Below are 13595 nucleotides of genomic sequence, written 5' to 3'. Positions count from 1 at the left end.
CGCGAGCTCCTCGCAATGACGCCGTGGAGAGAGACGGGCCCCCTCACTCCGGCGCGGCCCCCACCGGTGGGCCGCCGGGCGGACGGTGCAGGAAAGTCAGCGACGCAAAGGCGCCGACCCAGGAACCGATCGCAGCGAAGGCCACATAGACGGCGTTTTCGGTGTAGCTGATCACGGCATAGGAGGAGAGCAGGTACCAGATCGCGCTCCAACTCGCGGCCGGCACGCGCTTGCGGGCGACGACGGCTGAGGTAAACATCACATAGACCGCGTCGGTGGCCGCCGTTGCGACGAACACGGCGCCCGCGGTGAGGGGATCGATGGCGGCCATTGCATTCCCTTTGTGCTAATGGGTGGTGATAAAAATTACGGGAGAGAAGCGGCCATGCAAAGCCCCGCCGACATTCTCAAAGACATCTGGACTTCCGCCGGCGGAGATGCTGCCGCGCTCGAACACGTGCATCTGACCGGCGAGGAGCCGCAGATTCCGTCCTCGTTCCGTGTCGCTGTCGCCGGCCAAACGACAATCGCGGCCGCCGGTCTTGCCGCCGCCGAGATCTGGCGGCTGCGCAGCGGCGAGGTGCAGGAGGTCGGCGTCGACATGCGCCATGCCGTCGTCGAATGCCGCTCCGAGCGTTATCTGCGGCTCGACGACAAACCGCCTCCGCCGGCCTGGGACGCCATTGCCGGCGTCTACAGGACCGGCGACAACAGCTTCGTCCGCTGCCACACCAATTTTCCGCATCACCGCGACGCCGTTTGCAAGGTGCTTGGCTGTACCCCCGAGCGTGACAAGGTGCAGGCCGCGCTGCTGCAATGGAAAGGCGAGGACTTTGAGACCGCAGTCTATGCCGCTGGCGGCGTCGTCGCGCTGATGCGCTCTTACGACGAATGGTCGGCGCTGCCGCAGGCGCGCGCACTTGCGCAATTGCCGCTGATCTCGATCGAGAAGATCGGCGATGCCCGGCCGAAGCAATGGCCGAAAGGTGATCGCCCGCTCGCGGGTCTGCGCGTGCTCGATCTCTCCCGCGTCATCGCAGGTCCCGTCGCCGGCCGCACGCTCGCGGCACACGGAGCGGATGTGCTCTTGGTGTCGGGGCCGGAGCTGCCGGCGATTCCCTGGCTCACCATCGACACCGGCCGCGGCAAGCTCACCACCTTCATCGAGCTGAAGAGCGAGGCGGGCCGGGCGCAGCTGCGCCAATTGCTCAAAGACGCCGACATCTTCTCGCAAGGCTATCGCCCGCGCGCGCTCGCCAGCCTCGGCTTCTCGCCGGAAGCGGCCGCGGAGATCAACCCTGGTATCGTCTACGTCACGCTATCGGCTTACGGCCATGCCGGCCCTTGGGACGGACGACGCGGCTTCGATTCGCTGGTGCAGACCACGACCGGCTTCAACCATGCGGAAGGCAAGGCCGCGGGCGTCGACGGTCCGAAGGAATTGCCGGCCCAGATGCTCGATCACGCCACCGGCTATCTGATGGCGTTCGGCGCAATGATGGCGAAGGCGCGCCAGGCCCGTGAGGGCGGCAGCTGGCATGTGCGCGTGTCGCTGGCACAGACCGGTCGCTGGCTCTGGAATCTCGGCCGGCTCGAAAGCGGTCTCAATACCCCGGATCTTACGGGCGAGGCCGTACATGCAGCGTTCATGGAAAAGGTGTCATCTGGCTTCGGCACATTGCAGGCGGTGCGCCACTCGGCCGTGCTGTCGCGGACGCCGGCGCATTGGAGCCGTGCGGCGATGCCGCTCGGCAGCCATTCGCAGCAATGGCCGTGCTGAAGCTGACGTGAAGCTGACGTGTTGCAATTTTTTAACGCAAACCGAAGGACGGCCAGCGTTTTTTAGGTTGTTTGAAATCCCATATCGGCACTATTAGCGCGACCGATGAGGCAGTCGTCTGCCGAGATCGTCGCAGACATGACCGGGCTCCATGGTAGCTGAAAAGACCAAGCGATTGCAGGTGCTTACAAAACCACGGGTGATCACATCCGTAGTTTTACTGGCGCTTGCCGGGGCTGGCGCCTACGGCTTCCTGTTTGCCGGCGCCAAGGACAAGAAGCACTCTGAAGTCTCCAGCCAGTCGCGCAAGAACGCGCAGAATTTCACGCCGACACCGTCCGAATGGGCGACGCTGACGATCGAGCCGGTCAACGCCAAAACCTTCCGTGCCGAGTACGTCACCGAGGGCAAGGTCGCAGTCGACGAAGACCGCTCGACGCCGGTGTTCTCGCCCTATGCAGGCCGGGTGACCAAGCTGCTTGCCAAGCCGGGCGAGAGCGTGACCCAGGGGCAACCGCTGTTCACGATCGAGGCCGCCGATACCGTGCAGGCCCAGAACGATTTCATCGCGGCGATGACGTCGCAGAACAAGGCAAGGTCTGCGCTGGAGCTTGCCGACATCCAGTACAAGCGCGCCAAGGATCTCTACGAGGGCCGCGCCATTCCGCTCAAGGATTATCAGCAGGCGGAAGCGACCCAGGTCCAGGCGCAGAACGACATGCGCTCCGCAGTGACGGCGCTGGAAGCTGCGACCAACAAGCTGCGCATCCTCGGCTTCACCGACGAGACGATCAAGACGTTCCAGAACAAGGGCACCATCAACCCTGAGATCACGATCTATGCGCCGCTCTCGGGCACGGTCGTGCAGCGCAAGATCGGCCCCGGGCAATATGTCAGCGCCGGCGCCAGCGATCCGGTCTTCGTGATCGGCGATCTCTCCACGGTCTGGCTCACCGCCTTCGTGCGCGAGAGCGATGCAGCTCAAGTCAGCGTCGGACAGGACATCTCCGTCAACGTGATGGCGCTGCCGGGCCGCGCCTTGACCGCCAAGATCAACTATGTCGCCGCCGCGATCGACCCCAACACGCGCCGTCTGCTGGTGCGCGCCACCATCGACAACAAGGACGGCCTGCTCAAGCCCGAAATGTTCGCCAATGTCACGATCTATTCGGCCGGCGACCGCGCGGCGCCGGCGGTGCCGAAGCAGGCGCTGATCTACGAAGGCGACCAGGTCCGCATCTGGGTCGCGCGTGAAGACAAGTCGGTCGAGCTCCGCCAGATCAAGGTCGGCCTCATCAATGGCAACCTCGTCGAGGTCACCAGCAACCTGAAGCCCGGCGAACAGATCGTCGTCAAAGGCAGCCTGTTCATCGACCGCGCGGCGTCCGGTAGCTGATCGGCGAGCCCCACGAAACTGCGAAAAACCTGAATGGACCGTCTCGTCGCCCTTGCCGTCAACCGGCGCTTCCTGATGGTCGGCATGTTCGTCGCCGTGCTCATCGGCGGCCTGATTGCGTTCAACCAGCTCAACATCGAGGCTTATCCCGATCCGACCCCGCCGATGGTCGACATCGTCACCCAGAGCCCCGGCCTGTCGGCGGAAGAGATCGAGCGCTATATCACGATCCCGATCGAGACCCAGGTCGCGGGCCTGAAGAACCTGACGACGATCCGCACCATCTCGCTGTACGGCCTCTCCGACATCAAACTGCAGTTCTCCTTCGCGTACACTTATGAAGAGGCGCTGCAACAGGTCTTGAATCGCCTGGCGCAGCTGGCGCCGCTGCCGGGCAACGTGCAGCCGCAGATCTCGCCGCTGAGTCCGATCGGCGAAATCTTCCGCTATCGGCTGGTCGGCCCGCCGAACTACAGCGTGCTCGACCTCAAGACCATCCAGGACTGGATCCTGCAGCGCCGCTTCCGCGCCGTGCCCGGCGTGATCGACGTCACCGGCTGGGGCGGCAAGAGCAAGACCTATGAGCTCGAGGTCGACAACAACAAGCTGGTCGCCAATGGCCTGACGCTGCCGCAGCTGCTCCAGGCGGTCAGCAACTCCAACGTCAATGTCGGCGGCAACACCGTCAATATCGGCCAGCAATCGGCCGTGGTGCGCGGTGTCGGCCTGATCAAGTCGATCGACGATCTCGCCAACACCATGGTGGCCCAGACCAACGGCAATCCGGTGCTGGTGAAGGACGTCGCCACCGTCACCGTCGGCCAGAAGCCGCGGCTCGGCATCGCCGGCCTCGACGATTCCGACGACATCGTGCAGGGCATCGTGCTGATGCGGCGCGGCGAGCAGAGCACGCCGACCATCAACCGCGTCGAGCAGCTCGTCAATCAGATCAACGGTTCGACCATCCTGCCGCCGGGCGTGCGCATCGAGCGCATCTACGACCGCAAGGACCTGATCGACCTCACCACGCACACCGTGCTGCACAACATGGTGGTGGGCATCCTGCTGATCGTGCTGCTGCAGTGGATCTTCCTCGGCGACCTCAGAAGCGCGCTGATCGTCGGCGCCACGATACCGTTCGCGCTGTTCTTCGCCGTGATCATCCTGGTGCTGCGCGGAGAATCGGCCAACCTGCTCTCGGTCGGCGCCATCGATTTCGGCCTGATCGTGGATGCCACCGTCATCATGGTGGAGGCGATCTTCCGCCGCCTGACACAGACCACGCCACCGTCGGAATCCGAGCAGATGTCGCCAGAGACGCTGTTCGGCATGAAGAGCCATGCCATCCTCAGCGCCGCCGCCGACGTCTCGCGATCGATCTTCTTTGCCGCCGCCATCATCATCGCGGCCTTCCTGCCGCTGTTCACGCTGTCGGGCGTCGAGGGCAACATCTTCGGACCCATGGCGCGCACCTATGCCTACGCGCTCGCCGGCGGCCTGCTGGCGACCTTCACCGTCACGCCCGCGCTGTCCGCGATCATTCTGCCCGCCCATGTCGAGGAGACCGAGACGCGTGTGATGCAGGTCCTGCACCGGCTCTACATGCCGGTGCTGAACTGGGCCGTCGCCAACCGCGCCATCGTGCTCGGCGGCGCGGTCGGCCTCGTCGTGATGACGGTCATCTTCGGCCGGTTGCTCGGCCTCGAATTCCTGCCCAAGCTCGAAGAGGGCAATCTCTGGATCCGCGCCACGCTGCCTCCGACCATCTCGCTGCAGGAAGGCAACACCTACGTCAACGAGATGCGCAAGCTGATCCGCGCCCGGCCCGAGGTCGAATCCGTGGTGTCGCAGCACGGCCGTCCCGACGACGGTACCGACGCCGCCGGTTTCTTCAACGCCGAGTTCTTCGCGCCGCTGAAGCCCGCGAGCCAATGGCCCGGCACGCATGACAAGGAGGAGCTGACCGCGGAGCTGCTCAAGCAGCTCGACGATCGCTTCCCCGGCGTCGAGTTCAACTTCTCGCAATATCTCCAGGACAACGTCTCGGAAGCCGTCTCCGGCGTGAAGGGCGAGAACTCGATCAAGCTCTTCGGCAACGATCTCCAGGCGCTGACCGATACCGCCAACAAGATCAAACAGGTGCTGTCGACGGTGCAAGGTGTCACCGACCTCGCCGTCTTCACCTCGCTGGGGCAGCCGACCGTGCAGATCGACATCGACCGCGCCAAGGCCGCGCGCTATGGCCTGGCGCCCGGCGACATCAATGCCACCATCAAGGTCGCGATCGGCGGCGACACCGCGGGCGATCTCTACGAGCCGGGCAGCGATCGCCACTTCCCGATCATCGTTCGCCTTGCGCCGGAGTACCGCCGCAGCGCCGAGGCGATCCAGAATATCAGGATCGGCGCGCCCGGACCGAACGGCTCCATCACCCAGATTCCACTGAGCGAGGTCGCCAATATCAGCCTCGTCTCGGGCGCAGCCTACATCTATCGCGAGCAGCAGGAGCGCTATCTGCCGATCAAGTTCTCGGTGCGTGAGCGCGACCTCGGCAGCGCCATCCGCGAAGCGCAGCAGAAGATCGCCGACCAAGTGCAATTGCCGCCCGGTTCGCACATGGAATGGGTTGGCGAGTTCGGCAATCTCCAGGACGCGATCCGGCGCCTGTCGGTCGTGGTGCCGATCTCGCTGGCGCTGATCGGCATCCTGCTCTGGTTCAATTTCGGCTCGATGACCGACACCTTGCTCGCCATGAGCGTGATCCCGATGGCGATCTTCGGTGGCGTGCTGGGGCTGTTCATCTCCGGCACCGCCTTCAGCGTCTCGGCGGCGATCGGCTTCATCGCGCTGTTCGGCATCGCCGTGATGGACGGCATCATCATCCTCTCGCAGTTCAACCAGCTGATCGAAGAGGGCATGGACCGCATGAGCGCGGTGGTCCGCACCGGCGAATTGCAGCTTCGGCCGGTGCTGATGACATGCGTCGTTGCCGGCGTCGGCCTGCTCCCGGCCGCGTTGTCCGAAGGCATCGGCTCGCAGGTGCAGAAGCCGCTCGCGGTCGTGGTCGTCACCGGCATGATGCTGGCGCCCGTCGTGATCCTGGTGACGCTGCCGGTGCTGATCTCGTTCTTCTCGCGCCGGTCGCGCTGATGTCAAAAGCCGTAAAGCCGCGCGGGATTGTCGACCAGGATCTTCCTGCGAACCTCCGCATCCGGTGCCCACACTGGAAGCTGGTTGAGTAGCCGGCCGTCGTCGATCTGGTGGAACGGTGCGATGTCGGTGGCCTTGCGCCCCGCCAGTTGCGCCGAATCCGGGTGCGGCCAGTCGGTGCCCCAGACGATGCGATCCGGGTTCGCAGCGATCAGCGCGCGCGCATACGGCGCGATGTCCTGATAATCGGGCGCCAGGTTCGACGAGCGATAGGCGCCCGAGATTTTCACGTAGGCTTTGCCTGACTTGACCAGTGCCACGAGGTCGGCAAAGCCGGGCTGTTCCAGCCCGAGCGAGGCCTCGAGCCCACCGAAATGGTCGAAAACCGCAGGGACCGGCGAGGCCAGCACGAGATCCCTGATGGCGGAGATCATCGCCAGCGTGGTGTAGAGCTGCACATGCCAGCCGCGTGCCGTCATGCGCTCGGCGGCAGCCGTGAAGCGAGCACGGCCGATATCGGGATTGTTGACGCCATCGGTTGCGAGGTTGATGCGGATGCCGCGAAAACCGTCCGCATGCATCGCGTCCAGTTGAGCTTCAGTGGTGTTGTCGTCGATCACGGCCACGCCGCGCGCGGTGGCGCCGCGCGCCTTCATCCCGAACAGGCTGGAGGAATTGTCGGGGCCGTAGACGCTCGGCGTGACGATCACCACGCGCTCGATGCGCAGCGCCTGGTGCAGCGCCGCCATCTCTTCCGGGCTCGCAGGTCCCGGCGTATAGACGCGCCCGGCGAAGAACGGAAACTTTTCGACGTCGCCATGGATGTGGGTGTGGCAATCGCAGGCATGTGCCGGCACGTCGAAATTGATCGGCGTCGCAGGTTGCGCGGCTCGCGCGTAGATCTTGTCGGTCATGGCTGCTCCGGCGTCGCGATAGAAGCGCCGGACGATATCACATCACCCGGGCAGTTCCGCCACGTGGCTGCATAGCTGCTCGACCAGCTCCGCAACGGGCCGCGAACCGTCGACGCGGAGGATCGGGCAGGGCAGGCGCGCGAGCCAGGCCTCATGTTTTGCGAGACTGCGGCCCTCGCGATCACCGGCTTCGTAATGCGAGGCCCATTCGACGAACGACTCTGTCTCCTCATGACGCCAGCCGCCCTGCGCGACGGCTTCAGTGCCGAAATGCGCAGCTTCCCGGGCACGCAGGCGCTGCAAGCGAAGCTCGCGCGGTGTGGTCACATAGACCACGAGATCGAACAACGGCACGAGCCCGTCGCCCCATCCGGTGACGGATCCGCTCAGCACCCAATCGAGACGCGGCACGAACATCTCGCGCATCAGGCGCAGCCGGTCTGCGGCAGGGCGAGTCGTCCGGTAGGGCGGCACCGTCGGCAGCCAGAAATAATCGTCGCTGTCGTGATGCGGCAGCGCCAGCCGGCCCGCCAGCGCGCGGCCAAGCGTCGTCACGCCGGAGCCCGAAGCTCCCATCAGATGGATGCGGCGGCTCTGCATGGGTGTCGACCCGAAGGATTGAGATTACTGCCCCGACGGCGTGCGCAGTCCGTGCCAGGCGTCGCGGACCTGGTGGTAGTGCACCTCGGGCAGATAGTCCGGCGTGTTCAGGCTCAGCGTCTTGACGTCGAGATGGCCGACGGCGCTGAGCAGGGTGTAGGAGGCGATGACGCGGTCGCGCAACGCGCCGATCAGGCGCGCTCTCGCCTGGATCAGATCGGCCTGCGAGTTCAGCACATCGACCGTCGTGCGCTGTCCGCCGGCGGCCTCGCGCTGCACGCCCTGGAGCGCGACGGTCGCTGCCTTCACTTCGGACTCCGACGCCGAAACCGCGATCTTGGCGCCCTCATTGGCGACCCAGGCGCTGACCGCCGCGGTGCGCGCCTGATTGCGGACCTGGTCGAGCACCAGCCGGCTTTGCGCCGTCACTTCCTTGGCCTGCCTTGTCTGCGACGCTGCCTGGCCGCCGTCATAGATCGGCGCAGTGACGTTGGCGACGATCGAGGCCTGATCCGTGCCGAAGGTGCCGAGCGTCTGGTCACTGTCGCGGCTGCGGCTGACGCTGCCCTGGAGGGTGGCGCTGGGCAGCAGCGCGCCTTCGGCGAGGCGGATATTGGTCGAGGCGACGTCGACGTCGAAGCTTGCGGCCATGACGGCCGGGTGCTCGTGGATCGCCATCGCGATCGAATCCTCGCGGGTTTTCGGCAGATAGCGATCGACCACCTCGGCGGGACGAAGCGCTGAGGGCGCATTGCCGATCACCTGCGCATAAGTCGCCTGGCTCACCGCGAGCGCAACCTCGGCGGCATTGAGATCGGCAAGGCCGCGATTGAGACGCGCCTCGGCCTGGGCGGTGTCGGTCGGCGTGACGTCGCCGGCGTTGAGGCGGCGCTGGGTGATGGAGAGCGTCTCGCGCAGGAAGGCGACGTTCGAGCGCTGCGCCTCCACCAGCGACTGGTTCGCCAGGACGTTGGTATAGGCGGTGACCGCGTCAAGCAGCACGCCCTGGCCGACATTGCGTAGCGCCTCGCGGCCCGATTGCACCTGGAGTTCCGCCACCCGCACGCTGTTGGCGGTGCGGAAGCCGTTGAACAGGGTCTGCGACACCGTGACCCCGATGGTCCAGGGTTTCAGCGTCGCGGTCTGGATGGTGTTGTCAGGAAGCAGGTTGCGCACCGCTTGCAGGCCCGCGCTGAGGCTGGCCACGATCTGCGGTCGATAGCCGGCCAGTGCCTGCGGCACGTTCTCGTCGGTGGCGCGTTGCCTTGCGCGCTCGGCATTGAGCTGTGGATTGGTCTGGTAGGCCTTGACCAGCGCCTCCGGCAGCGCCTCCGCAGAGGCCGCGGCCGGCAGGGCATAACACAGCCCGAGCGTGGCCCACGCCGCCAGGACAGGACCCACGCCCGATCGTTGCCGCGTCATCACGCGGCCAGCTCTGGCGGCACGCCCAATCATGTAATCCCGCAAAACCCCGGCTGTCCGCCCCCGCCGACGGCGGCTCTCTTAACTGTTTACCCAGCGCGGGTGTCGCAGGCAAACTGCCGCGGGGGAAACCCCCACGAAATCCGTGCTTGTTGCAGGTGCGTCACAGGGATTGCCGAAAAGGGGATGTAATCTTACACCAGCCTTACCGTCGGCCAGGTTCACCGGTTCTTGTTCACCGGCTTGCGCTTCTCGATGAACGCCGCCATGCCTTCGGAGCGGTCTTCGAGCGCGAAGGTCGAGTGGAACAGATTGCGCTCGACGCTCATGCCTTCGGCGAGCGTGGTCTCGAAGGCGCGGTTGACCGCTTCCTTGGCCATCGCAACGGCAGGGCGCGACATCGACGCGATCTTCTCCGCCGCCGCAATCGCCTCGTCCATCAGCTTGTCGGCGGGCACAATGCGGCTGACGAGGCCGCTGCGTTCGGCCTCAGCCGCATCCATCATGCGGCCGGTGAGGCAGAGATCCATGGCCTTGGACTTGCCGATCGCACGGGTGAGGCGCTGCGTGCCGCCGATGCCGGGGATCGTGCCGAGCGTGATCTCGGGCTGGCCGAACCTGGCGGTGTCGGCGGCGATAATGAAATCGCACATCATCGCAAGCTCGCAGCCGCCGCCCAGCGCATAACCTGCGACAGCGGCAATGGTCGGCTTGCGGCAGCGCGCGATGCGATCGCCGCCGATCGCGGCGAAGTCCTCGGAGAACATGTCGATGAAGCCCTTCGGCTGCATCTCCTTGATGTCGGCGCCGGCGGCAAAGGCCTTCTCGCTGCCGGTCACGACGATGCAGCCGATGGCGTCATCGGCTTCGAGATCGTCGACGGCTGCGGCGATCTCGCGGAAGACGCCGAAGGAGAGCGCGTTGAGCATCTTCGGCCGGTTCAGCTTGATGATGCCGACTGCGCCTTTGCTTTCGACGATGATGTGTTCGAACGTGCTCATGCTCCACCCACGCTTTTGCTGGAGCGGGCAATGTGCCCGCTGGCGCGGATGCCTTCAAGGGGCCGGAACGCGCGCCAATCAGGCCATGAACATGCGCGCGGCCGAGGCCAATGTCAGCAGCGTGCCGACACCAATGAATATTTTGCCGATCAGGGAGCTCTGGTCCCAGGCCGAGCTCGGCTGGCTGCTCGCCATGACCGGTGCTGGGCGCGGCTGCGCGTCGGTCGCGGCGATCACCGCTTTCTGCGCAGACGGGTTGTCCTGTTGCAGGGCGCGGTCGAGGTCGTTGGGCTGGTCGGGCGGCACGACCTGGTTTTCGGCGGCGGGCGCTGCGTTGTTATCGGCTGCGGCCTGAACATTGTCGTTGGCGCGGCCGGTCATCGCCGAGGCTGCAGCCGCAGGCGGCGTGTCGCCGGAAGCGAGCTGCGCGTTGGCGTTGGCGACTTCCGGCGGCATCTGGCTCAAGGCCGGCACGTTATTGTCGGCCTTGACCTCGCCAGCCTGCGGCGTTGCGTCCGCGTTGTTGGTCTTGTCAGTCTTCTCGCCGTATTTCTGCGCTGTCTTGCTATCGGTATGGCGGCGAGAGGCGTGGTGCCGCTGCTTGTCCGCATCGGCCTGTTTGCTCGCGCTGTCCGGCTTGGCGCTCGCGGCAGAGCTCGGCGCGGCCTGTGCCGCGCCTGCGGACAGCAAAAATAGCCCGGCCAGAACAATCCATGCCGCGCGCCCGCTGGCTTTCATCATGTTGACGATCTCCCCAATTCGCCCGTCCCGGGTGCGAACAGAGACCCCGGGGCATGACGACAGCGGGGCAAAAAATGGGAATCTTCGGGCCACGGCGGGCAAAAAGGCGGCAAACTGGCGGCCGCCGCCGCGCTCCCGGATGCGAGACGGACCGATCGGTGTTATGAGCCTCCGGTCTTTTCCGGGTGGGGACCGGATTCCCTGGCCGCGCTCTGATCACGACTTCGTGATTTCAGGGTTGGCGATGTAACAAATTGAAAGAGCGGCCGAATTGCCGTGTAGGAGCGCGCGTGCGCGGACGTGAGGACGAATGGACCGACCTGATGCGGTCGGCCATGGCGGGGGATGATGCGGCGTATCATCGCCTGTTGAGAGCGGTCACGCCGGTGCTGCGCGCTGCGGCGAGGCGTGGACTGGCGCGTGCCGGGCAGCCTCCTGACCAGGCCGAGGATATCGTGCAGGAGATTTTGTTGGCGGTGCATCTGAAGCGGCACACCTGGGACAGCGAAGCCCCCTTCGCCCCCTGGCTGTTCGCGATCGGGCGCAACAAGCTGATCGATGCGCTCAGGCGCCGCGGCCGGCGCGTCTTCGTCAATATCGACGATTTTGCCGAGACGCTGCCCGGCGAGGCGCCGCAGGAGACGGCCTCGGCCGGCGAGGTGACGGCGCAGCTCAACACGCTGCCGCAGCGCCAGCGCGACGTATTGCAGTCGATTGCGGTCGACAGTGCCTCGATCAAGGATACCGCGGCGAAATACGCCATGAGCGAAGGTGCGGTGCGGGTCGCGCTGCATCGGGGGCTTGCGGCCCTGACCGCCAAACTACGGGACCATTAGTCATGGATACCGATCAACTCATTCGCACCCTCGCGGCCGACAACGCCCACCGCGTCCCGCGCGTCGGCGCGCTGCTGACCACGGGACTGCTGGTCGCGGCGCCGTTCTCGATCCTGATCTTCGCGACCTTCCTGGGCGTGCGGCCGGACGTGATGACGGCGATGCACAACCCGTTCTTCGATGCGAAGTTCGCGGTTACTTTGTCGCTCGCGATTCCCGCCATCATCATCAGCCTGCATTTGTCGCGGCCCGAAGCCCTGATGCGGGGCTGGGGCTGGCTCCTGCTGCTGCCCGTCGGACTGCTTGCGGTAGCGATCGGCAGCGAGGCGATGATGGCGCCGGCGATGCCGATGACGATGCGGCTGGTCGGCAAGAATTCGCGCTGGTGCATGCTCGCGATCCCCGCGATGTCGCTGCCGCTTCTCGCGGGTGCATTGTTCGGCCTGCGCCATGGCGCGCCGTCGCGACCGGCGCAGGCCGGCGCGCTCGCCGGTCTGTTGTCGGCCGGGCTCGCCGCCACGCTCTACGCCTCGCATTGCACCGACGACTCGCCGCTGTTCGTCGCGACCTGGTACACGATCGCGACCGCGGTCGTGACAGCGATTGGCGCGGCTGTCGGATCGCGAGTCCTGAGATATTAAGGCGCGGGCGTCACGTTCTGCATGCGGTGGAAGCGCAGCACCTGCTGCGCGGTGGAAGAGCGCAGGGCCTCGTAGGTATCGCGCAGCGCCAGCATGTCGGTCTGCGAGCCGCCCGAGAGCTTCTCGCGCATGGCGATGATGGCGCGCACGCTCGACCATTGCATGCCGGCGACCTTGGCGAGGATCATCAGGCCTTCGGTGCGGCTTTCGATCATCATGTTCTCGGCGGTCTCGACCGAAACGCCGGCGAGTGCCGCGAGCCCGGCATTGGCCTCGTCGAACTTGCCCTGCTCGGCGAAGGTCGCGACCTGGAACTCGGTGAGGCGGCCGTCCTCGTGCAGCGATTTCACCAGCGCCCGGGCCATTTCGGTCTGTCTCGTCATGGCCGCGGCGCGGACGCGCTGCGCCGCCTCCTGGACCGCGCTCGGCACTTCGCCGGCGAGTTCGGGATGGGCTGCTTCCAGCTTCCTGCGAACGCTCAGGGAGGCCTTGGCGACCAGCTTTAGGTAATGATGCCGCGGCAAATCGGGCCGCCGGCCGATGCAGGTGGCGAGGTCGTCGTCGCGCTCGGCGCGCGTGACGAGATCGGTGAGGCTGCCCTCGGAGAGCTGCGCTCCCGGATTGCTGACGGTCGATTGCACCACGTCTTCGTTGCCGCGGCTCACCAGCACGTCGGTCAGCGCCTCCGACAGCACTCGCCGCAGCGAGATCGCCTTGAGATGGGCCTGGCTCTTGCTGCGCGCGATCTCGATCAGGGTGGTCTCGTCCAGCCGTTCCGACTTCGTCAGGACGGGGCCTGCGACTTCCATGACGTCGTCGAGCGCCAGCGTGCGGATGATCTGCGGCGGTGCGGCTGCGATCGGTGCGAGGCGGTCGGCGAGCAAGGTTTTGGCCGAGGTCTCGATCTGCTCGATCAGGCACTGGAAGACGTCATCGAACACGCGGATATGGTCGTCCGAATAGTCCACCGCGTTGCCCACGAACAGGTCAGTGACGCGCCGCAGCGTCTCGACCCGGCGCGCGACGGTGCCGTGCGCGAGCACCGACTGCAATTCCTCGAGCAAATTGGCGGATGATATGACGGTTTTGGATCTCATAGCCCTGTCCTGGAGCG

The 13595-nt window shown here is 65.7% G+C and carries 12 protein-coding genes; 5 read left to right on the top strand and 7 right to left on the bottom strand.

What is annotated here, in order from left to right; genetic code table 11:
• Nucleotides 1–43: 43 nt before the first annotated feature.
• On the bottom strand, nt 44–331 hold the full coding sequence (locus tag ACNJX9_RS27545; RefSeq protein ID WP_057753013.1) for a hypothetical protein: 288 nt from the start codon (nt 329–331) through the stop codon (nt 44–46).
• Between the two features lie 54 nt (nt 332–385).
• On the opposite strand from ACNJX9_RS27545, the gene ACNJX9_RS27540 reads away from it, so the two are divergent.
• The 3 genes from ACNJX9_RS27540 to ACNJX9_RS27530 all read left to right on the top strand — a co-directional run bounded on the left by ACNJX9_RS27540 (nt 386) and on the right by ACNJX9_RS27530 (nt 6326).
• A complete protein-coding gene (locus ACNJX9_RS27540) occupies nt 386–1780 on the top strand; it encodes a CoA transferase (protein ID WP_439405151.1) in 1395 nt (464 codons plus the stop codon).
• Nucleotides 1781–1931: 151 nt separating this feature from the next.
• Complete coding sequence (locus ACNJX9_RS27535) at nt 1932–3176, top strand: efflux RND transporter periplasmic adaptor subunit (protein WP_439405149.1); 1245 nt, start codon at nt 1932–1934, stop codon at nt 3174–3176.
• 33 nt (nt 3177–3209) lie between these two features.
• A complete protein-coding gene (locus tag ACNJX9_RS27530) occupies nt 3210–6326 on the top strand; it encodes an efflux RND transporter permease subunit (RefSeq protein WP_439405147.1) in 3117 nt (1038 codons plus the stop codon).
• Nucleotides 6327–6328: 2 nt separating this feature from the next.
• On the opposite strand, the gene ACNJX9_RS27525 is transcribed toward ACNJX9_RS27530, so the two are convergent.
• The 5 genes from ACNJX9_RS27525 to ACNJX9_RS27505 all read right to left on the bottom strand — a co-directional run bounded on the left by ACNJX9_RS27525 (nt 6329) and on the right by ACNJX9_RS27505 (nt 11004).
• On the bottom strand, nt 6329–7240 hold the full coding sequence (locus ACNJX9_RS27525; RefSeq protein ID WP_439405146.1) for an amidohydrolase family protein: 912 nt from the start codon (nt 7238–7240) through the stop codon (nt 6329–6331).
• A gap of 42 nt (nt 7241–7282) precedes the next feature.
• Nucleotides 7283–7840 (bottom strand): hypothetical protein, encoded by a 558-nt coding sequence (locus tag ACNJX9_RS27520; protein WP_439405144.1) that lies wholly within the window; start codon nt 7838–7840, stop codon nt 7283–7285.
• A gap of 24 nt (nt 7841–7864) precedes the next feature.
• Entirely contained in the window at nt 7865–9295 is a 1431-nt protein-coding gene (locus tag ACNJX9_RS27515; protein WP_439405142.1) for a TolC family outer membrane protein, read from the bottom strand.
• Nucleotides 9296–9483: 188 nt separating this feature from the next.
• A complete protein-coding gene (locus ACNJX9_RS27510) occupies nt 9484–10263 on the bottom strand; it encodes an enoyl-CoA hydratase (RefSeq protein ID WP_057753019.1) in 780 nt (259 codons plus the stop codon).
• Nucleotides 10264–10341: 78 nt separating this feature from the next.
• A complete protein-coding gene (locus ACNJX9_RS27505) occupies nt 10342–11004 on the bottom strand; it encodes a hypothetical protein (RefSeq protein ID WP_439405141.1) in 663 nt (220 codons plus the stop codon).
• 290 nt (nt 11005–11294) lie between these two features.
• On the opposite strand from ACNJX9_RS27505, the gene ACNJX9_RS27500 reads away from it, so the two are divergent.
• Complete coding sequence (locus ACNJX9_RS27500; RefSeq protein ID WP_057753021.1) at nt 11295–11840, top strand: sigma-70 family RNA polymerase sigma factor; 546 nt, start codon at nt 11295–11297, stop codon at nt 11838–11840.
• A gap of 2 nt (nt 11841–11842) precedes the next feature.
• Entirely contained in the window at nt 11843–12481 is a 639-nt protein-coding gene (locus ACNJX9_RS27495) for an NrsF family protein (protein ID WP_057753022.1), read from the top strand.
• Here ACNJX9_RS27495 and ACNJX9_RS27490 read toward each other — a convergent pair.
• The gene (locus ACNJX9_RS27490) at nt 12478–13578 is read right to left on the bottom strand and encodes a DUF2336 domain-containing protein (protein WP_439405139.1); all 1101 of its coding nucleotides are present in this window, start codon (nt 13576–13578) and stop codon (nt 12478–12480) included. The genes ACNJX9_RS27495 and ACNJX9_RS27490 overlap by 4 nt on opposite strands.
• Nucleotides 13579–13595: the final 17 nt, after the last annotated feature.

It is taken from the genome of Bradyrhizobium sp. BLXBL-03, assembly GCF_051853015.1.
GTDB lineage: Bacteria > Pseudomonadota > Alphaproteobacteria > Rhizobiales > Xanthobacteraceae > Bradyrhizobium > Bradyrhizobium manausense.
Note: the sequence above shows the minus strand (reverse complement) of the source record. Positions and strands in the feature narration are given on the sequence as shown.